Origin of the sequence: Neptunomonas marina (assembly GCF_004005935.1) — a bacterium.
In the GTDB taxonomy this organism is placed as follows: Bacteria; Pseudomonadota; Gammaproteobacteria; order Pseudomonadales; family Balneatricaceae; genus Neptunomonas; species Neptunomonas marina.
Genome location: NZ_SACQ01000002.1, coordinates 283,160 through 302,328, shown reverse-complemented (window position 1 = coordinate 302,328; position 19,169 = coordinate 283,160). Strand labels below are relative to the sequence as shown.

Genomic DNA, 19,169 nt, shown 5'->3' with positions numbered 1-19,169 from the left:
CTGTGAATATCGCTGTTGTATTGGTGGCGTTGGCGGTGTTCGCTCAGCCGTTTGGGGTGAGCTTTGAACTACCGACACTTATTATGGCGTTGCTAGGGATCTATGACCTGGCAACAAACCGCGAGCGCCTTCGCCAGCGCAGCAGTTTGCATATCTTTAGCGCCTTTTTTCTCTGTTTCTGGCTACCTGCCGCAATATCGCTACTTGACGCTACTTATCTTGAGAAAGGGGCTAAAACCGTTATTAGCATGTGGCGGTTCTACTTTGCCGGTGTATTCGTTATTTCACGCCTAAACAGTGCTGAGAGCCATGCGCAGCTTGCCAAGTGGTTAGCTATCATTTTGCTATTTTGGGTGGCGGATGCGTGGTTTCAGTTCGCGGTGGGGGTCGATATCTTCGGCCAAGCTTCCGCAGATCCAGGGCGCATCAGCAGTGTGTTCGGTGAAGACCCTATGTTTGGTTGGATGATGATTCCATTCACCACGGTTTTGCTGTGGTGGGCGCAGCGCCAATTTGGGTTGGCTGCGCTTTATCTTTTGGTCCCTGTGTTGGTGCTCTCGTACTTTATTAGCGGCAATCGTGGCGCGGTGGTCTCGCTGGTTTGGATGGTGCTGGCGGGTGTGGTGATGCTGCATGTCTGGCGCTTCAGGTTGCCAAAAGCCTTAATGGTTAGCTCGATCCTTGTCTGTGGGTTGGCGGGTGCGCTCGTTGTGCAAAATGATGCGGTCCAGCAGCGTATTGGGCACTCGCTGAAATCGACAGAGGGCTCATTCGCGGCTTGGGATGAGGCCAGCTCCTACCGGTTGACGCTCTGGGCGACCTCGCTACGGATGATTCAAGACAACCCCATTAACGGTGTGGGGGTGCGCGGTTTTCGTTACGCATACCCGAGTTACGCGCAACAGGGTGACTTCTTTCTTCATACGGATACCAAACGTGGCCAGCCTGCTGGGGCGTTCCACGCACACCAGATTGTTCTGGAAGCGCTAACCGATATGGGTCTGATTGGTCTGATTGGCTTGCTGGTGGCATTTGCGCTGCTTGCTGAACGCCTGAAAGCGATTCTTGCGGCTCGTAACTATCTGGCTGGCGCCTATTTTATCGGCGCGGTTGGGGTGTTGTTTCCGCTCAATACCGGAATATCGATCTACAGCAGCTACTGGGGGCAAGCGGTATGGCTACTTGTGGCGCTGCTCTTTGCCGCATCATTTAGCCAAGCCTTGGCTAAGCCATCTGCTGCAGACGGTTAGTCGGTTTTGCGGTAGAGGTAGTTTTTGCCTTTTGGGTGCGTTTTAAAGCGGCGGTGAACCCACATATATTGGCAAGGGTCTTTACGAATGGCCCGTTCGATTTCGGCGTTAATACGGCTTGCATCAGCCATCTCATCTCCACTTGGAAAGTCCTCTATGATCGGAAAAAATTCCAACTCATAGCCCTTATTATCTGGGTTGCGGTGCTGAGAGAACATCAAAATAGGTGAGTTGTTGAGCTTCACCAAGCGTGACGTGGCGGTGATTGTTGCGGCATCTTGGCCAAAAAATGGCGCATAAACGGAGTATTTTGGCCCAAAGTCCTGATCCGGCGCATACCAGACCACACGGTTCTTGCGCAGCGCACGTAGCACCTGACGTAGGTTCTCGCGTTCAATGGTGCCAAGGTGGTTCCCACGTCCCTCACGGATCATTTTATCCATCAGAGGGTTATTGTGCTGGCGGTACATCACGTCGGCTTCGAAGTAACGTGAGAAGAGACGCCCACCAAGGTCAAGCGTTGAAAAATGCCCACCTAACAGAATAACTCCGCGCCCTTGTGCTAGGGCTGCTTTCAGGTGCTGCTCGCCTTTGAGGGTGATCGGCATATCCAGTTTGCTGTCCGGCGCCCACCAACTCATACTGCTCTCAAAGAGGCCTATCGCGTTGTGGATAAAGGTTTGTTTAACCCATGCTTGGCGCTCGGTATCCGATAGCTCTGGAAAGCACAAACGTAAGTTCACATCCGTAATGTGACGGCGGCTGGCGAATAGGTGGTACATCACTATGCCGAGCCAGCGCCCAAGCGTGATCTGCCAGCTGTAGGGTAATTTACAAATGAGCTTCAGTAACCCCATGCCCATCCACGTTGGCCAGTAACGTGGTGCTAAAAAACTCGGCTCGGGGGCTTGATTGGAACTCATTGGGGCCTCATCTAGGGGAATAACAGTCACGTCATTAACGTCGAGCATCGCGCTGAGATTATCAGCTCAGGCTCAAAAGTGAGTATAATTGACCATTTTTAAGGAAACAGCAATTCATGAAGCCGACGAGCGATGACAGCGACGCGGGCCAAGGTTGGTCTGTTTACAAACGGCTACTGACCTATTCTGCAGCCTATTGGCCGGCTTTTTTAGTCTCTTTTGTCGGCTTCGCGATCTATGGTGCGACGCAGTTTCTAGCAGGTAAGTGGTTAGAATCGGTTATTGATGCCGTTAAAGAGGGCGCGCTGGATCAACGGTTATGGCTGGCGCTGGCGGTGCTGGTCATCTACGCGGGCCGCGGTATTGGCTCGTTCCTTGGTAATTACAGCATCAACTATGTTGCGCGCTTTGTAATCCACCACCTGCGTACGCAACTGTTTGATCGTATGTTGCTGCTCCCCGCGGATTATTATCATCACCACACCTCGGGTGAGATGCTGGCACAGCTGACATTCAATATCGAACAAGTGACTGTGGCAGCCACCGACTCTGTCAAAGTGTTCCTGCGCGAAGGCCTCACGGTGGTGGCGCTACTGGGTTACCTTTTTTACACCAACTGGAAACTCACGCTGATCTTTATTGCGGTGGCGCCACTGTTGGGCGTGGTTATTAGCGTTGCCTCGAAGCGGATGCGCAAACTTGGCCATCGTATCCAGAAGTCGGTGGGAGATATTACCAGTGCTGCATCTGAGTCGATCAAAGGCTATCAGGTGGTGCGTGTATACGGCGGCACCGAGTTCGAGCGTGACCGTTTCCATAAAGCCAGTGATCTCAACCGTCGCCAGTACATGAAGTTGGTAGTCGCTGAGTCGATCAATACGCCGGTGGTACAGTTTTTGGTGGCGATGGCGCTAGCGACGCTGATGTATATCGCGATGTCGCCTGCGGTGATGGGAAGTATGACCACCGGAGAGTTTGTAGCATTTATCACCGTTGCGGGCATGATCACCAAACCACTGCGGATGCTGACCGAGATTAACGCGACGATGCAGAAAGGGCTGGCAGCAGCGAACGCCGTTTTCACCACGATGGATCAAACCGCTGAGCAAGACCATGGCTCGTTGGCGCCGACGCAGGTATCTGGTGAGCTGTGTTTCTCGGATGTGACGTACCAGTATCCAGAAGCGTCGGTGGCATCGTTACAGCACTTCTCCCTCCAGTTACACAAAGGGCAAACGGTCGCATTAGTGGGGCGCTCCGGTAGCGGTAAATCCACGGTGGCAGGGTTGATACCGCGCTTTAATGACGGCTGGCAAGGCGAAATTTTACTCGATGGGCAGCCGCTACAGGATTACAGTCTTGCGGCATTGCGCCAACAGATCGCTATTGTGAGTCAGCATGTGGTGCTGTTTAACGGCACCATTGCTGAGAATATCGCGTACGGAGCGCAAGCCAATGCGACACTTGCCGAGATCGAATCCGCAGCGCGTGCCGCCCATGTGATGGAGTTTGCGGAGCGCTTGCCTGATGGTTTGCAAACTCAGGTGGGTGAGAGCGGCGTGCTGCTCTCGGGCGGACAGCGCCAGCGCATCGCCATTGCGCGTGCCATCTTGAAAGATGCACCGATTCTTATCTTGGACGAAGCAACATCGGCGCTCGATACTGAATCTGAGCGCCATATTCAGGCGGCGTTGAACACCGTGATGCAAAATCGTACCACGCTGGTGATCGCTCATCGTCTCTCGACCATCGAGAATGCAGACCTGATCGTCGTGATGGATCAAGGTCACATCGTTGAGCAGGGCACACATGATGCGTTGATCAACCGTAAACAACACTACGCCAGCTTGTATAACATGCAGCGAAATGAGGAGTCGGATGGCTAACGTCCTGCGTTTTATCTACAGCGTTATTTTTACGCTACTTATTCCGGTTTTATTGGTACGTTTGTTTTGGAAAAGTACCAAGGTAAAAGGTTATCGAGCGCGTTGGTGGCAGCGTTTTGGTTTTGTGCCGCGCATTGAAGGGCGTCCTTTGTGGGTTCATGCGGTATCTGTGGGCGAAACCATGGCGATAGCGCCACTGGTGGAGCGTTTGCTGCAAGAAAACCCAGAGCTTCCTATTGTGATGACCAGCATGACACCAACAGGTGCTGACCGGGTGCGTGCCCTCTTTGGTGATCGCGTTCAGCATCTCTATTGTCCATACGACCTGCCGTTTGTGATTCGGTTATTCCTTGCGCGCGTGCAGCCGCGTGGTTGTATGGTGGTGGAAACGGAACTGTGGCCCAATATGATCGCCGGTTGTAAGCATGGCGGCGTCCCTCTGTTGATCGCCAATGCGCGGCTATCGGAGCGCTCGGCAAAAGGCTATGCGCGCTTTGGCCGTCTAAGCCAACAGATGCTCAACGATATCGCATTGCTAGTGGCACAGCACCCAACGGATGCACAGCGCTTTCTCTCTTTGGGGATGGCGCCATCTAAAGTCATTGTATCCGGCAGTATCAAATTCGATATTGATATTACCGATGCACAGCGCCGTGTTGCGCGCCAGCTAAAAGCTACGTTGGGCGGGCGCCCTGTGGTTGCGTTATTGAGCAGTCACGCTAATGAAGAGAAACAATTTCTGGAGGCGATGAAGCCGCTGTGGCAGCAGCATGAAGATGCCATCGCGATGGTTATTCCGCGTCATCCTGAACGTTTTGTCGAAGTTACGCGCATGGCTAAAGAGCTGGGCGAGCAACCCGTGCTGCGCTCGAGTGGCGATGAGTTTAGCCGCGATCATCGCGTGTATATCGCGGATACCATGGGTGAGATGTTAACGCTATGTGGCGCTGCTGATGTGGCGGTGATGGGGGGAAGCTTTGTGCCGGTAGGTGGCCATAACCCTCTAGAGCCTGCTCTGATGCGTGTTCCCGTTGTGATTGGGCCTCACCATCATAACTTTGCCGCTATCACCCAAGGTTTGGTGGATGCGGGCGGTGCCGTGTGTGCAAGCGATATGGCCGAGGCGGTGGCTCAGAGTGCAAGCTGGCTTGCGCAGGAGCATGTACGAGAAACGGCGGGTGATGCAGGCTGCTGCTTTGCTGAATCGCAAAAAGGCGCGTTGAACCGCCTATTGCAAGCGGTTCGTGCACGGCTGCTCGCTTAGCTTAAAACACGAAGTCGAGCGTTTCTCCGGCTTGTTCAGTGAAGGCATCTCCAAAGATCTTTTTGAGAGGTGCCTGATCACTATCACGTAACCACCCCTCCCCTTCAACATAGTCAAAATGGAAACCACCCCCGCGTGTTGCTAACCACAGCTGTTTCACAGGTGTTTGACGTGTGAAGATGATCTGCGAGCCGTTTTCACATTTGATGGTTAAAACTCCACCGCTGATCAGGTAGTCGAGATCGGTCTCGGCATCATCTAGGCACTCTTCAATTTGGGTGAGTGTCTCATCAACTAGGTTGTTAAATTCTGTTTCAGTCATCAATTTGGCCCATAGTTTCATTAGCGGACGAAGGCGTGTGAGTATATCAGGTTTTACGTGGTACTCATCCGACCGGTTTCATGGGTATAATTTGCGCATAATTCACCGATTAGAGAACTGTATTGTGAAATTGAGCTGGTTGATTTTGTGCGCAGGTATGTTGCTGGTATCCGGTTGTGGCCAGAAAGGCCCCCTATATCTGCCTGATGAGTCTACGCAGAGCGAAACAGAGCAAACACAATAAGTTCGTATTTGAGGCAAAAGATGGACAGTTTTGAGTACCGCAATGGCCGTTTGCATTGCGAAGATGTAGCGCTTGAGCGTATCGCTGACGAGTTCGGCACCCCGGTTTATGTATACTCCCGCGATGCACTAGAGCGTGCCTATTTGAGTTATGCGACCGCCCTTGAAGGGCACAACGCGCTGATCTGCTATGCAGTGAAAGCCAATAGCAACTTAGCGGTTTTGAACGTGCTGGCGCGTCTAGGTGCAGGGTTCGATATTGTATCGCTGGGTGAGCTTGAGCGGGTACTGCGTGCCGGTGGTGATCCAAGCAAAGTGGTGTTCTCGGGCGTGGGTAAGCAAGCTCACGAGATCCGCCGTGCCCTTGATGTGGGTATTCACTGCTTCAACATTGAGTCTGAAGCTGAGCTTGAGCGTGTGAATCAAGTGGCTGGCGAGCACGGCAGTGTTGCAGATATCTCTTTCCGTGTGAATCCAGATGTTGATGCGGGTACGCATCCCTATATCTCGACCGGCCTGAAAGAGAACAAGTTCGGTATTGCTATTGCCGATGCGCAGCGTATCTATCAGCGCGCGGCGCAGATGGAGCACGTCAATGTGGTGGGCATGGACTGCCATATCGGTAGCCAACTAACGGAAGTTGCACCCTTTATGGATGCACTGGATCGCCTGTTGGCATTGGTGGATCGCCTTGCCGAGCAAGGTATTGCCTTGCGCCATTTGGATATGGGCGGTGGCTTGGGTGTGTGCTACACCGATGAACAACCACCATCGGCACAAAGCTATATCGAAGCGGTGCTTGAGAAGATGTCTGGGCGCGAGCTTGGCCTGATCTTTGAGCCGGGCCGCTCAATTGCTGCTAATGCCGGTGTCATGCTGACACAGGTTGAGTTTTTGAAGCTCAACGAAGGCAAGAGCTTCGCAATTGTTGACGGTGCAATGAATGACCTGATTCGTCCCTCTCTGTATAGCGCGTATCAAGAGATCATCCCTTGCTCAGTGCGCGAAGCGGGCGAGACGCGTAGCTATGATGTTGTTGGCCCAGTATGTGAGACTGGCGATTTCCTTGGTAAAGATCGTGATCTCAATATCGAAGCCGGTGACTTGCTAGCAGTATGCTCCGCGGGTGCGTACGGCTTTGTGATGGCATCCAACTACAATACACGCCTGCGTGCAGCTGAGGTCATGGTTGATGACAATCAGGTTTTTGAGGTGCGTGCACGCGAAACCTATCAGGATTTGATGCGCGGCGAAAAGCTGCTGCCTGCTGAGTAAGGGGGCTACATGCTTGTTCGCTTTACCAAAATGCATGGCTTAGGTAATGACTTTGTTGTTATCGACCTCGTTACGCAACGTATCAAAATCACGCCAGAGATCGTTAAGAAATTAGGTGATCGTAATTTTGGTGTGGGTTTTGACCAGATGCTGTTAGTTGAGCCGCCTAGTGATCCCGATGTGGACTTTCGCTACCGGATCTTTAATGCTGATGGCTCTGAAGTTGAAAATTGCGGCAATGGCGCGCGCTGTTTTGCCCGCTTTGTCCGCGATAAGCGCCTCAGCAGCAAAGATGAGATCGCGGTTGAAACGGCCAACGGCAAAGCGGTATTGAAACTGCGTGAGCAGCGCATGGTTGAGGTTGATATGGGCGCGCCGGTGTTGGAACCGGCTCAGGTGCCTTTTGTGGCGGAGCAGTTTGCAGCGACTTATCCCATCGATGTGGATAATCAAACCTTAGATATCACGGCCGTGTCGATGGGTAACCCACATGGTGTGCTCGTGGTTGATGATGTGGATAACGCACCGGTGGATAAACTCGGTGCATTGCTAGAGCCCCATGAACGCTTCCCAGCTAAAGCGAATATCGGCTTCCTAGAAGTGATCTCGCGCCGCGAAGCAAAGCTACGTGTTTTTGAGCGCGGAGTCGGTGAAACGAAAGCGTGCGGTACCGGCGCGTGTGCTGCGATGGTGGCAGGCCGTTTGCGTGGCCTACTAGACGAAACGGTCACGCTACACCTGTTGGGCGGTGATCTTGAAATTAGCTGGTCGGGCGAGGCGCACGACGCCGTCATCATGACCGGTCCAGCAACCACAGTATTTGAAGGACAGATCTTCCTATGAGTGATACTCAGCAACCCGCGAATGGAGTCAGCGCCAAACAGGTTGCTGATTATCTCGCTAGCCATCCCGACTTCTTTAATGATCATCAAACGTTGTTAGAGGTACTGCATGTACCTCACGACAGCGGACCTGCGACCTCCTTGGTTGAGCGCCAAGCCACGATGCTGCGCGACCGGAACCAACAGCTGACGATCAACCTCTCGGACCTACTCGAGATCGCCCGTCACAATGATATGCAGCTACAAAAAACGGAGCGTATGGTGCTGTCATTGTTGGATGCACTAACGCTTGATGAGCTGATGGTGGCGTTGGAAGAGAGCCTTTGCCAAGACTTTGCGGGTGACCATATTGCCGTGTTGCTGTTCAATGATCGCTCGCTAGATGTGAATAACTTACGCGTGCTGCCCCGTGATACAGCGGGAGTGATCGAGCCTTTGATCAAGAGTAACTTCCCCACCTGTGGACAGTTACAACCGATCGAGAACCGCTTCCTATTCACTGATAATGCACCTGAGGTCGGCTCAGCAGCAGTGGTGCCGCTGGTGAAAGGTGAAACTATCGGTGTACTGGCGATTGGCAGTACCAACCCTAGCTACTTTCATAGCAGCTTAGGGACGATGTTCCTAAGTTATGTGGGCGAGGTATTGAGCCGCGTTGTCAGCCGCATCTTGCATGAGGAGCTATCTTAAACGATGCTCAACCAGCGCTTCTTCGATTTACTAAATGAGTCGGTGCAGGCGTTTTTGCAGTTCTTAGCTACTGAACGTGGCTTAGCAGCCAACACCTGCGCAAGTTATGGGCGTGATCTCGATAAGTTCTGCGCCTTTATCGCCGATTGGCGTCTTGCCGCTTGGCAAGAGGTAGAGGATAAACACATTCGCGGCTTCGTTGCTGAATTACATCGTGACGAACTCGCGGCTAAAAGTATCCAGCGCCATCTCTCGGCAATTCGCACCTTCTACCAGTTCCTCATTGCTGAAAAGTGTGTCACGCACAACCCCGCAGCTGGGGTAAAAGCGCCGAAAGCCCAGCGCCATTTGCCCCAAACGCTCGATGTGGATCAGCTTAACGGCCTGCTATCGTTTGCAGTTACGGATGCGCTATCGGCACGCGATAAAGCGATGCTAGAACTGGTGTATTCGTCAGGGTTGCGGGTATCTGAGTTAGTGAGCCTTAACCTCTACGATATCGACTTTCCTGGTGCTAGCTTAGTGGTTACCGGCAAGGGCAATAAAACGCGTATGTTACCCATTGGGCGCGTTGCATTAGAGGCGCTGCGTGTGTGGGTGAAGTACCGTGCGCAATCGGCACCGCTGGATGAGGAGGCGTTGTTTCTCTCTAAGCAGGGGCGACGCTTAAGTACGCGCAGCGTACAGCAGCGGTTTGATTACTGGGCAAAGCGTATGCATACCGAAGGGAAGGTTTATCCACATAGGCTCAGACATAGTTTTGCCAGCCATATGTTGGAGTCCAGCGGAGACTTACGAGCCGTACAAGAGTTGCTGGGCCACGAAGATATATCCACAACGCAAGTTTATACACATCTCGACTTCCAGCATCTTATGTCGGTGTATGAATCTGCGCATCCACGAGCAAAGAAGCAAGATGATTAAGTGCATCACTTTCGATCTAGATGACACCTTATGGGCGGTTGATCCCGTTGTTAAAGCAGCAAATCAGACGTTATTCGATTGGCTCTACGAGAACGCTCCGCTATTTCATCAGCAATTTACGCTGCGTGATCTCGGCACGTTGCGCCAGCAAGCGTTGGCGGCAGAGCCAGAGATTAGTTATAGCGTCACGCGTATTCGCAAGGCGGTATTGAAGCTAGGCCTGACCCAAGCGGGCTATCCCGAGCAACAAGTGGCAGAGCTGAGCGATGCGGCGTTCGATGTGTTTTTACGTGCCCGTCAGAATGTAGTCTTTTTCGAGCATGCACTTAAAGCGCTCGCTGATTTAAAAACCGCAGGATACCAGTTAGGTGCGATCACCAATGGCAATGCAGATATCCACAGCACCGGGCTATCATCCTATTTAGACTTCCAGTTTAGTGCGGATCACGTGGGTGTGGAAAAGCCTGATGCGAAGATATTCACAGCGATGCTGAACCACACAAAGCTCAAACCGGAAAATGTTATCCACATTGGTGATAATCCACAGCATGATGTACTGGGTGCCAAAAGCGCCGGATTATGGGGTGTGTGGGTAAATCTTTATCAACAGCCGTGGCGCGAAAATGTGGCCCCAGATGCAACGGTCACGAGCTTAGATCAGCTGGTGGGCGCTGTGGATAAAATAGCCGCATGCAAGCGCGCGCGTTTATAACGGCTCATCTAAAAACTACTCGTCTAAGAAGAGTCCCAGCAAGTCGTTTAAGAACAGCTGGCCTTGCGGTGTGGCTTGCAGCCTGTGGGGATGCAACAGACCTTTCTCTCTGGCTTGTTGGAGTACCGCGGCCATCACCTCAATAGGCTGCCCGGTGCGTTCATGAAAGCGCTCTGTTGGTACGCCATCAATAAGGCGTAGTGCGTTCATCATAAACTCAAAGGGTAACTCGTCGGGTGCGAGGATGCGGCTACCGCCGAGTGGATCGATATGAGTCATGTAAGCTTTTGGTGAGCGCTGCTTCCAGCGGCGGTGGATCTCGTGGGTGCTAAGGTCCGTGACCTTGCCGTGTGCACCGGCACCGATACCGATGTAATCACCAAACTCCCAGTAGTTCAGATTGTGGCGAGCCCGCGCCGTTGGTGCTTTGGCGTACGCCGAGACTTCGTATTGTGTGAAGCCTGCTGCGTGGATACGCGCTTGCCCTTGTTGCTGTATCTCCCAAAGGGCATCGTCTTCTGGGATCTGCGGAGGGCGCTGGTAGAACTCAGTATTCGGCTCAATCGTTAGCTGGTACCAAGAGAGGTGGTCAGGCCCCAGTGCGAGGCCTTGCTCGAGGTCCGCCAGTGCTTGCTGTGGTGTTTGATCGGGCAAGCCATGCATAAGATCGATATTCAGGCGCTTAAAGCCTAACTGGTGAGCGGCGGCAATCGCCCGCTCTGCCTCTTGGCCGCTATGGATGCGTCCCAGTGCTTTTAAGTGGTGAGTGTTGAAACTCTGTACCCCAATAGAAAGCCGGTTGACGCCAGCCGCTAAAAAGCCCGCGAATTTATCTTGTTCGAAGGTGCCGGGGTTCGCTTCCATCGTAATCTCGATATCGCTGGCGAACGGTACGATACGGTTGGCGCTATCGAGCAGTTTGGCGATGCTTTGCGCTGAAAACAGGCTAGGTGTACCGCCTCCAATAAAGATCGATTGGATCTCGCGGCCCTGTGCCCAGCGTGCCTCGTGGCGCAGATCTGCCAAAACTGTATCGATATATGTGGCTTCAGGCAGCTCATCGCGGACGGCGTGGGAGTTGAAATCACAATAGGGGCATTTACGCACACACCATGGGATGTGTACGTAAAGAGAGAGCGGTATGGACATGGCGGTTATCGTAGGTACTGGCCGATCTGATCGATGAACTGCGCAACCGCTTGGCCGCGGTGGCTAATGGCGTGCTTCTCAGCGGGTGTGAGCTGAGCGGCGGTTTTATCGAGTTCAGGCAATCGAAACAGTGGGTCGTAGCCAAAGCCGTTATCACCCTCTGGCGCGGTACCGATAAAACCCTCGAGTGTGCCTTGGCAGATCAGCGGCATGGGATCGTCTTTATGGCGCATAAACACCAGTACACAACGATAGCGTGCACTGCGCTCTTCGTGCGGTAACCCTTCCAGCGAGCGCAGCAGCTTAGCGTTGTTGTCGCCATCGCCACTGCCCTCGTTGGTGAGTCGCGCAAAACGCGCCGAATAGATACCGGGTGCGCCGTTCAGCGCGTCAACTTCAAGGCCTGAGTCGTCTGCTAGCGCAGGCAGACCTGTCGCTTCGCAAGCATGACGGGCCTTGAGGATGGCGTTCTCAACAAAGGTCAGGCCTGTTTCATCGGCATCGCTGACGTCAAATGCCCGCTGGGGTTTGACCGTAAAGGCGAACTCGCTCAGGATCTCGCCAAACTCCTGTAGTTTACCGGCATTACCGCTGGCCAAGACTATGGTTTTACTCATCGTTAGTCCGTATAAAATTTTTGATCAAAGCGAATTTTTACGTCCGACTTCGCACCCTCTGGGCGCACATCCAAGGTGACATGGAGCACCTCTTCATTGCCGAAGTTAAAGCTGCCGATGTAGTACAGGGCGTCGCCCTCTTTTATGGGTTTGAAAGCGAGTGTTTGTGATTGCTGGATCAAGTTTTGTACTTTTCCAGAGATCGTTGCTGGAATCGCCTTTTGCCCTGCGTCGGTTTTCTCAAATACGGCAACATTGAGCATCGCGCTATAGCGGCTACGCTTGAGACCGTGGCGTTGTGCAACCTCTGGTGCGACCACGGTGCTGTTGAATGCGTTGTAGTGAACGATGTATTTATCGTTCTCTAGCAACTGTTCTGCCATTGCCATCGGCGCAAACGCCATTAGCAGTAGTAGTGAACGTAGTATTTTCATGGAACACCCCCTAGGTATTAGCGTGTGATGCGATAGATCGCGATCTCACCGAGCATATTGGGCCATAAATTGGTCCACCAACTATGTTGATGCGCATTATCGACAACAGTTCGATTTAGGATGTCGATATTACGCTCAACACAGAGACGCTCGAAGTCTTTAAAGGTACAAAAATGGATATTCGGTGTGTCGTACCATGTGTAGGGTAGAAACTTGGAAACCGGCATTAAACCGCGAAAAGCAAGGTAGCCTCGCGCCCGCCAGTGGCCGAAGTTTGGGAAGGTGACGATACACTCCTTACCGATACGCAGCATCTCGTCGATGGTTTGATCAGGACGGTGCATCACCTGCAGGGCCTGCGTCATAACAACGGTATCGAAGCTGTTATCCTCAATGGAGGCGAGGCCTTCGTCGATATCCTTCTCGATGACATTCACGCCTTTGCGGATGCACGCGGTGATATTGTCGTGATCGTTTTCGATGCCGTACCCCGTGACTTGGCGATGTTCGGTCAGGTGGCGCAGCAGCTCACCGTCACCGCAACCGAGATCGAGGAGGCGAGTATGGGGTTGGATCCACTCTTGGATAATCTCAAGATCGGCGCGCATTACACATCTCCTGTTGTCGAGCGAGGAATATCATCAGCGATACGTTGCATGTAGGCGCGGAAGGTATCCATATAACGAGGAATAGGGATCAAAAAGGCATCATGCCCCTGAGGTGAGTCGACCTCGGCGTAGCAAACGGATTGGTCTGCCTTAACGAGCGCGTCGACAATTTCGCGCGACCGTTCAGGCGAAAAGCGCCAGTCCGTGGAGAAGGAGATGATCATGAATTTTGCTTGCGCACGTTGCAGCGCGGTTGCCAGATCATCGCCGTACTCTGCCGCAGGATCAAAGTAGTCGAGCGCTTTGGTCATCAACAGGTAGGTGTTGGCGTCGAAGGCGGTAGAGAAGCGCTCGCCCTGATATTGTAAATAGGATTCCACCTCAAACTGCGGATTGAAGTCGAAGCTAAGTTTGCCGGCTTTCATCTCACGGCCAAACTTCTCGCGCATCCCGTCATCGGAAAGGTAGGTGATGTGGCCCACCATCCGTGCCAGCATCAAGCCCGTTTTTGGTACATCACCTTGCGCATAGTAGTGCCCATCGTGAAAAGCAGGGTCTTTAGAGATCGCCTGACGTGCGACCTCATTAAACGCGATATTCTGTGCCGATAACTTGGGCGCTGAGGCGATCACAACACAGTGGCGCAGACGTTCAGGGAAGCGGATCGACCACTCGAGCGCTTGCATGCCGCCCAAACTACCGCCAATCACCGCAGCCCACTGTTGGACACCGAGTCTATCGGCTAGGCGGGCTTGGCTCTCAACCCAATCTGGTACCGTCATCAGTGGGAAGTCGGGGCCAAAGGGTTCACCTGTTGCGGGGTTGATCTCTTGCGGTCCGCTTGAGCCGTGACAGCCGCCTAAATTGTTCAGCCCAACCACAAAGAATTTGTTGGTATCGATCGGTTTGCCCGGGCCTACTGCAGAGTCCCACCAGCCCGGTTTGCGGTCGCCTTCGTAAAAGCCCGCCACATGATGGTGGCCCGTTAATGCATGGCAGATCAGTACGGCGTTTGAGGCATCGGCGTTGAGTTCACCGTAGGTTTCTACCATTAAGGTGTAGCGCTCTAGTGTGCGGCCACAGGCGAGCTCTAACGGGGTATCAAATTCAAGTTGTTGTGGCGCTACTAAGCCAACGGAATCTTCAGGGTAAGTCGACATTGTTTGGTGCTCCGAAAGTTACAAAGTTATGGGGCTTGTATAACGGTGAGCATCACATCTCGTAGAGAAGCAGCACGAGCCAGAAGAGCTTGGCAAGACGGTGGTTTAAGTCGCGTGCGAACAATGTGGGTAAACTCCAATAGTTTAAGGGCCAAGATGAAGGCTTTGGCGTAGCCCGCACACCAACCGGTGTCGGTATGCGTCGAGTATGGAGGTATTCTAAAAGATGTCCCGCGGCCTTTCCAACTATGGATGACCCTATCTAAGCGGTATCGAAGACCAAGGTATTAGATAATAGCGAGGAGAGGGCTCTCCTCGCTATTGAGTATTAAATCACGAAAGGTGCCAGTTGCGCCTGAATGATCTGAATCGCCAAGAAGATCAAAATAGGTGAGAGATCTAGGCCGCCAAGAGGTGGAATCACTTTCTGCGCTAACTTAAACAGAGGCTCGGTGAGCTGCTGGATAATTTGCGGCGCTGGGTGATAACTGCCAGGTGCCACCCAGCTAATAATGACGGAGGCTAAAACCGCCCAGAAGTAGAGTGTCAGCACACTGTTGAGCAGACTTGCAGCCGTGACGACCAGCAAGGTGATGATATCTACTTGAATACTGCCCTGATGCATCGCAATCAAAGCCATGCTCAAACCAAACTTGAGGACAAACGCGAGTACCAGCGGTGAAATATCCATCCGCCCAATTTTGGGCAGTAGACGCTGCAACGGCGCTAGGGGCACGGCTGTCAGGCGAACCACAGACTGGGAGATCGGGTTGTAATAGTCGGCACGCGCTAACTGCAAGAGAAAGCGGAACGTAAGAATAAAGATGTACAGATCTCCAAGGGTGCGGAGAATCAATGCTAGCGGATCTTGTTCCATAGTCAGGACCAGTCCTTTCGTAAGGTTAATATCATCAGCAGTATAGTGGCTTTATTGGGGCGATGGCACCGCCAATCAAGCCTCGCCTAACTCCTTGGCCATCTCCTCAGAGCGGGCATAGCAAGCTTGCATCGCTGTCTCGACGTCGGCTTCCAGCTGATTCGCTTGAAACGAAAGAATCGCTTGCTCGGTTGTGCCGTTCGGTGATGTCACGCGGCGGCGTAGCTCTGCTGGCGGCACATCGCTTTGGAACGCCATCTCTGCTGCACCCCGCGCAGTTTGCAGCGTCAGCTGTGTGGCTACTTCGGGGGTGAGTCCCATCTTTGTACCCGCAGCGATCATCGCTTCCATAAAGAGGAAGTAGTACGCAGGGCCTGAGCCTGAGACAGCGGTAATGGCGTGTAACTGCTCTTCATCATCCACCCAGAGTGCAATCCCCGTCGCGCTAATGACTTTCTCAGCTTGAGCTTTCTGCTCCGCTGTAACCGCGCTATTCGCACACAGACCATTCGCCCCCATCTGCACAAGGGCAGGGGTGTTGGGCATGCAGCGTACAATAGCGTGTTCGCCGCCTAACCACTGGTTGATACTGTCTGATGTAATACCGGCGGCCACAGAGATAAATAGAGGGCGGTTTTGCGCTGCGCTAGCGGCAAGATCAGTACAGACCGGCTTAAGTATTTGTGGCTTAACGGCGAGCACCACGATATCAACCTGCGCGACGGCTTGGTTGTTGTCGGTGGTGACCTGTAAGCCTTGATCAGCCAAATCTTGGAGCCGTTCGGCTTCCGGTTCACATGCCCAAATTTTCTCTGCCGGATAACCATTGTTGAGCAGGCCGCCGATAATAGCGCGGGCCATGTTACCTGCACCGATAAAAGCAAGTGTTGGAAATTGAGTCACGATAGTGTCCTTATGTTGGTTCGTTGCAGGTGTTAGTTATTCGCATAGTTACGCGGGCCAAATAACGCTGTACCGATACGGACGATGGTCGCACCTTGCGCGACCGCTTCCTCCATATCGCCAGACATCCCCATCGATAGGGTGTCTAGGTCAGGCACCTGTGTTTTAGCCGCTTGAAATAGCTGTTGCATCGCATGAAGAGCTGCTCGCTGCTCGGCTGGATCATCCGTGGCAGCAGGGATCGCCATCAAGCCGCGTAGTCTAATACCGGGTAATGCTTTGACTGCATCAATCAGCGCGGGTAGCTCGCTAGGCAGGCAGCCGGATTTACTTTCCTCTTCGCTGATATTCACCTGAAGACAGATATTCAGCGGCGCCGCGTCTGCTGGGCGTTGCTCCGATAGCCGCCGAGCGATCTTCTCCCGATCAACGCTGTGCACCCAAGCGAAACGCTCAGCAATGGGACGCGTCTTATTGGATTGAATGGGGCCGATAAAGTGCCAGACAATCGCTTGATCGTTGAGCGCATCGATTTTATCGAGCGCTTCTTGCAAGTAGTTCTCGCCAAAATCCCGCTGGCCAAGCTGATGCAGTGCGAGCACCTCTGCGGATGATCGCGTCTTACTGACGGCAAGCAGCAACACCTCATCAGGAGAGCGGTGCGCTTGTGTCGCTGCCTGCTCAATCTGCTGGCAAACATGCCGATACTTCTCTGCTATGCTAGTCATATGTTTTTACACTGGTTAGTCACAATAGGTTCTCCTATTCTGAAGTAACTGCCGACTTAAAGTAAGCCCTGAGTATTTGCATTATGGATATTACAGAACTCCTCTCTTTTACAGTTCAGCAGGGAGCATCCGACCTGCATATCACCGCAGGTATGCCACCGATGATTCGTGTTGATGGCGATGTACGCCGTATCAAGTTGCCAGCGCTAGAGCACAAGCAGGTGCACTCGCTGATCTACGACATCATGAACGACAAAACCCGAAAAGATTTTGAAGATACGTTAGAGGCTGACTTTTCGTTTGAAGTACCGGGGCTGGCGCGTTTTCGTGTAAACGCATTTAACCAAAACCGCGGAGCCGCTGCCGTTTTCCGTACCATTCCAAGCAAGGTGCTCTCTATGGAGCAGTTGGGGATGGGCAAGGTGTTTCAGGATCTCTCTTTGAAACCGCGCGGCTTAGTGCTGGTAACAGGGCCAACCGGCTCGGGTAAAAGTACCACGTTGGCGGCTATGATCGACTTTATCAATGATAACCGCTCAGACCACATTCTCACGATTGAAGACCCGATTGAATTTGTTCACGAGAGTAAAAAATGCCTTGTGAACCAGCGGGAGGTGCACCGCGATACCCAGAGCTTCTCTAATGCATTGCGCTCGGCGTTGCGTGAAGACCCTGACGTGATCCTCGTCGGTGAGATGCGTGACTTAGAAACCATTAGCCTCGCGCTAACGGCAGCCGAAACCGGTCACCTTGTTTTTGGCACGTTGCACACCACATCGGCGGCTAAAACCATTGACCGTATTATCGATGTATTCCCAGCAGCCGAGAAAGATATGGTGCGCTCGATGTTATCAGAGTCACTACAGGGCGTTATTTCACAGACGCTGCTGAAGAAAGTGGGCGGTGGCCGTTGTGCGGCGCACGAGATTATGTGCGGTACCCCTGCTATTCGAAACCTAATTCGTGAAGATAAAGTCGCCCAGATGTACTCGGCGATTCAGACCGGTGCAGCCTTTGGTATGAAAACCCTTGATCAGTCCCTGACCGAACTACTGCAAAAGGGTATGATCACCAAAGAAGCGGCTCGCGAAAAAGCGAAGAACCCGCAAGGTTTCTAACGATAACAACGCAGTCGAGCTGGCGATGAGGAGAGTATAACAGTGGAGTTTACCCAGCTACTGAAAGTGATGGTGGAGCGCGGAGCGTCTGACCTATTTATAACCGCAGGTGCTCGCCCTAGCATCAAAGTCGATGGCACGTTAAAGCCATTAACCAAAGAGCCGCTTAAACCGTCTCAGGCACGTTCCTTGGTTTATTCAACCATGAACGATAAGCAGATCGCCGAGTACGAAGCGACGAATGAGTGTAATTTCGCCATCAGTGCCCCAGGGCTTGGTCGTTTCCGTGTGAGCGCCTATTTGCAGCGTAACTCTGCTGGCATGGTGCTGCGTCGGATCAATATGACGATTCCGGGCTTTGAGGAGCTCAACCTGCCACCGGTGATGAAAGATCTGGCCATGACCAAGCGTGGCTTAATCCTGTTCGTAGGGGGAACCTCAACGGGTAAATCCACCTCGTTGGCATCGTTGATCGATTATCGTAACCGCAACAGTCGCGGCCACATCATCACCATCGAAGACCCAATCGAGTATATCCACGAGCACAAAGAGTCGATCATCACGCAGCGTGAGGTCGGCTTGGATACCGACTCCTTCGAGGTGGCGTTGCGTAACACGTTGCGACAAGCCCCCGACGTTATCTTGATGGGTGAAATTCGAACACGTGAGCTGATGGGGTACGGCTTAACCTTTGCCGAAACTGGCCACCTATGTTTGGCGACGTTGCACGCTAACAATGCCAACCAAGCATTGGACCGGATTATCAGCTTCTTCCCGCCTGAGCATCATGACCAGCTCTGGATGGAGTTGTCGCTCAACCTGAAAGCCATTGTTGCACAACAGCTATTACCTACCACCGATGGTAAAGGGCGCCGTGCTGCAATCGAGGTGATGATCTGTACGCCGTTGATCCAAGATCTTATCCGTAAGGGTGAGGTGCATGAGATCAAGGACGTGATTAAGAAATCAACGAACTTGGGTATGCAAACCTTCGATCAGGCGCTGTTTGAGTTGTATAAAGAGGGTGCGATAACTTACGAAACGGCGCTGGCTCATGCGGATTCTGCGAACGATCTACGCTTGATGATCAAGCTGAGCGCAGAGACCAACCCTGAGTTAGCGAAAGGCTTTGAGTCTTCGGATAGCCTCTTCCTGCAAGATGAAGAGGATAGCTTGAACATTGAGGGCGATTTAGATATCCACAAAATGTAACAAGCTTGAATGTAAAAAGCCGCCTCATCAGG

Annotated in this window: 21 protein-coding genes; 11 read left to right on the top strand and 10 right to left on the bottom strand. The window is 52.7% G+C overall.

The genetic code is table 11. The annotated features are described in order from the left end of the window. The first annotated feature begins 2 nt into the window (after nucleotides 1-2). Nucleotides 3-1,250 carry an O-antigen ligase family protein gene (locus EOE65_RS06090; RefSeq protein WP_127693406.1) on the top strand — a complete coding sequence of 416 codons (1,248 nt, stop codon included), beginning with the start codon at nucleotides 3-5 and terminating at the stop codon, nucleotides 1,248-1,250. Here the strand turns inward: EOE65_RS06090 and lpxL are convergent. After that, the gene (gene lpxL / locus EOE65_RS06085) at nucleotides 1,247-2,173 is read right to left on the bottom strand and encodes an LpxL/LpxP family Kdo(2)-lipid IV(A) lauroyl/palmitoleoyl acyltransferase (RefSeq protein WP_127693405.1); all 927 of its coding nucleotides are present in this window, start codon (nucleotides 2,171-2,173) and stop codon (nucleotides 1,247-1,249) included. The genes EOE65_RS06090 and lpxL overlap by 4 nt on opposite strands. A 116-nt stretch (nucleotides 2,174-2,289) precedes the next feature. Here lpxL and msbA point away from each other — a divergent pair, with 116 nt between their 5' ends. After that, nucleotides 2,290-4,059: a lipid A export permease/ATP-binding protein MsbA gene (gene msbA, locus EOE65_RS06080; protein ID WP_127693404.1), complete on the top strand. Its 1,770-nt coding sequence runs from the start codon at nucleotides 2,290-2,292 to the stop codon at nucleotides 4,057-4,059. Then, nucleotides 4,052-5,323, top strand: coding sequence for a lipid IV(A) 3-deoxy-D-manno-octulosonic acid transferase (waaA, locus tag EOE65_RS06075; protein WP_164847025.1), 1,272 nt, complete (start codon nucleotides 4,052-4,054; stop codon nucleotides 5,321-5,323). Before msbA ends, waaA begins: the two co-directional genes overlap by 8 nt. Before the next feature lies 1 nt (nucleotide 5,324). Here waaA and cyaY read toward each other — a convergent pair whose 3' ends face one another. After that, nucleotides 5,325-5,645, bottom strand: coding sequence for an iron donor protein CyaY (cyaY, locus tag EOE65_RS06070; protein ID WP_127693402.1), 321 nt, complete (start codon nucleotides 5,643-5,645; stop codon nucleotides 5,325-5,327). Between the two features lie 121 nt (nucleotides 5,646-5,766). Here cyaY and lptM point away from each other — a divergent pair, with 121 nt between their 5' ends. The 6 genes from lptM to EOE65_RS06040 are packed head-to-tail and all read left to right on the top strand — an operon-like array spanning nucleotide 5,767 to nucleotide 10,331. After that, on the top strand, nucleotides 5,767-5,889 hold the full coding sequence (gene lptM / locus EOE65_RS18380) for an LPS translocon maturation chaperone LptM (protein WP_206052633.1): 123 nt from the start codon (nucleotides 5,767-5,769) through the stop codon (nucleotides 5,887-5,889). 20 nt (nucleotides 5,890-5,909) lie between these two features. Next, complete coding sequence (gene lysA, locus EOE65_RS06060; RefSeq protein WP_127693401.1) at nucleotides 5,910-7,163, top strand: diaminopimelate decarboxylase; 1,254 nt, start codon at nucleotides 5,910-5,912, stop codon at nucleotides 7,161-7,163. Nucleotides 7,164-7,172: 9 nt separating this feature from the next. Next, nucleotides 7,173-8,006, top strand: coding sequence for a diaminopimelate epimerase (dapF, locus tag EOE65_RS06055; protein WP_127693400.1), 834 nt, complete (start codon nucleotides 7,173-7,175; stop codon nucleotides 8,004-8,006). Further along, the gene (locus EOE65_RS06050) at nucleotides 8,003-8,695 is read left to right on the top strand and encodes a DUF484 family protein (protein ID WP_127693399.1); all 693 of its coding nucleotides are present in this window, start codon (nucleotides 8,003-8,005) and stop codon (nucleotides 8,693-8,695) included. The genes dapF and EOE65_RS06050 overlap by 4 nt, the downstream gene beginning before the upstream one ends. 3 nt (nucleotides 8,696-8,698) lie before the next feature. Then, a complete protein-coding gene (gene xerC / locus EOE65_RS06045) occupies nucleotides 8,699-9,619 on the top strand; it encodes a tyrosine recombinase XerC (protein ID WP_127693398.1) in 921 nt (306 codons plus the stop codon). Next, nucleotides 9,612-10,331 (top strand): HAD family hydrolase, encoded by a 720-nt coding sequence (locus EOE65_RS06040; RefSeq protein ID WP_127693397.1) that lies wholly within the window; start codon nucleotides 9,612-9,614, stop codon nucleotides 10,329-10,331. The genes xerC and EOE65_RS06040 overlap by 8 nt, the downstream gene beginning before the upstream one ends. A gap of 15 nt (nucleotides 10,332-10,346) precedes the next feature. Here EOE65_RS06040 and hemW read toward each other — a convergent pair whose 3' ends face one another. From hemW to EOE65_RS06000, 8 genes are all read right to left on the bottom strand, one after another. Beyond that, complete coding sequence (gene hemW / locus EOE65_RS06035) at nucleotides 10,347-11,480, bottom strand: radical SAM family heme chaperone HemW (protein WP_127693396.1); 1,134 nt, start codon at nucleotides 11,478-11,480, stop codon at nucleotides 10,347-10,349. 5 nt (nucleotides 11,481-11,485) lie between these two features. Next, complete coding sequence (gene rdgB / locus EOE65_RS06030) at nucleotides 11,486-12,097, bottom strand: RdgB/HAM1 family non-canonical purine NTP pyrophosphatase (RefSeq protein ID WP_127693395.1); 612 nt, start codon at nucleotides 12,095-12,097, stop codon at nucleotides 11,486-11,488. 2 nt (nucleotides 12,098-12,099) lie between these two features. After that, nucleotides 12,100-12,531, bottom strand: a complete 432-nt coding sequence (locus tag EOE65_RS06025) for a DUF4426 domain-containing protein (RefSeq protein WP_127693394.1) — start codon at nucleotides 12,529-12,531, stop codon at nucleotides 12,100-12,102. A 17-nt stretch (nucleotides 12,532-12,548) separates the two neighbouring features. Then, complete coding sequence (gene metW, locus EOE65_RS06020) at nucleotides 12,549-13,139, bottom strand: methionine biosynthesis protein MetW (RefSeq protein WP_127693393.1); 591 nt, start codon at nucleotides 13,137-13,139, stop codon at nucleotides 12,549-12,551. Next, on the bottom strand, nucleotides 13,139-14,299 hold the full coding sequence (gene metX, locus EOE65_RS06015; RefSeq protein ID WP_127693392.1) for a homoserine O-succinyltransferase MetX: 1,161 nt from the start codon (nucleotides 14,297-14,299) through the stop codon (nucleotides 13,139-13,141). The genes metW and metX overlap by 1 nt, the downstream gene beginning before the upstream one ends. A 328-nt stretch (nucleotides 14,300-14,627) precedes the next feature. Next, nucleotides 14,628-15,176: a YggT family protein gene (locus EOE65_RS06010; protein ID WP_127693391.1), complete on the bottom strand. Its 549-nt coding sequence runs from the start codon at nucleotides 15,174-15,176 to the stop codon at nucleotides 14,628-14,630. 75 nt (nucleotides 15,177-15,251) lie between these two features. Then, a complete protein-coding gene (gene proC / locus EOE65_RS06005; protein ID WP_127693390.1) occupies nucleotides 15,252-16,079 on the bottom strand; it encodes a pyrroline-5-carboxylate reductase in 828 nt (275 codons plus the stop codon). A 32-nt stretch (nucleotides 16,080-16,111) separates the two neighbouring features. Continuing rightward, entirely contained in the window at nucleotides 16,112-16,807 is a 696-nt protein-coding gene (locus tag EOE65_RS06000; RefSeq protein WP_127693389.1) for a YggS family pyridoxal phosphate-dependent enzyme, read from the bottom strand. An 83-nt stretch (nucleotides 16,808-16,890) separates the two neighbouring features. On the opposite strand from EOE65_RS06000, the gene EOE65_RS05995 reads away from it, so the two are divergent. Continuing rightward, nucleotides 16,891-17,925 (top strand): type IV pilus twitching motility protein PilT, encoded by a 1,035-nt coding sequence (locus EOE65_RS05995; protein ID WP_127693388.1) that lies wholly within the window; start codon nucleotides 16,891-16,893, stop codon nucleotides 17,923-17,925. Between the two features lie 36 nt (nucleotides 17,926-17,961). Then, the gene (locus tag EOE65_RS05990; RefSeq protein ID WP_476739123.1) at nucleotides 17,962-19,137 is read left to right on the top strand and encodes a PilT/PilU family type 4a pilus ATPase; all 1,176 of its coding nucleotides are present in this window, start codon (nucleotides 17,962-17,964) and stop codon (nucleotides 19,135-19,137) included. Nucleotides 19,138-19,169: the final 32 nt, after the last annotated feature.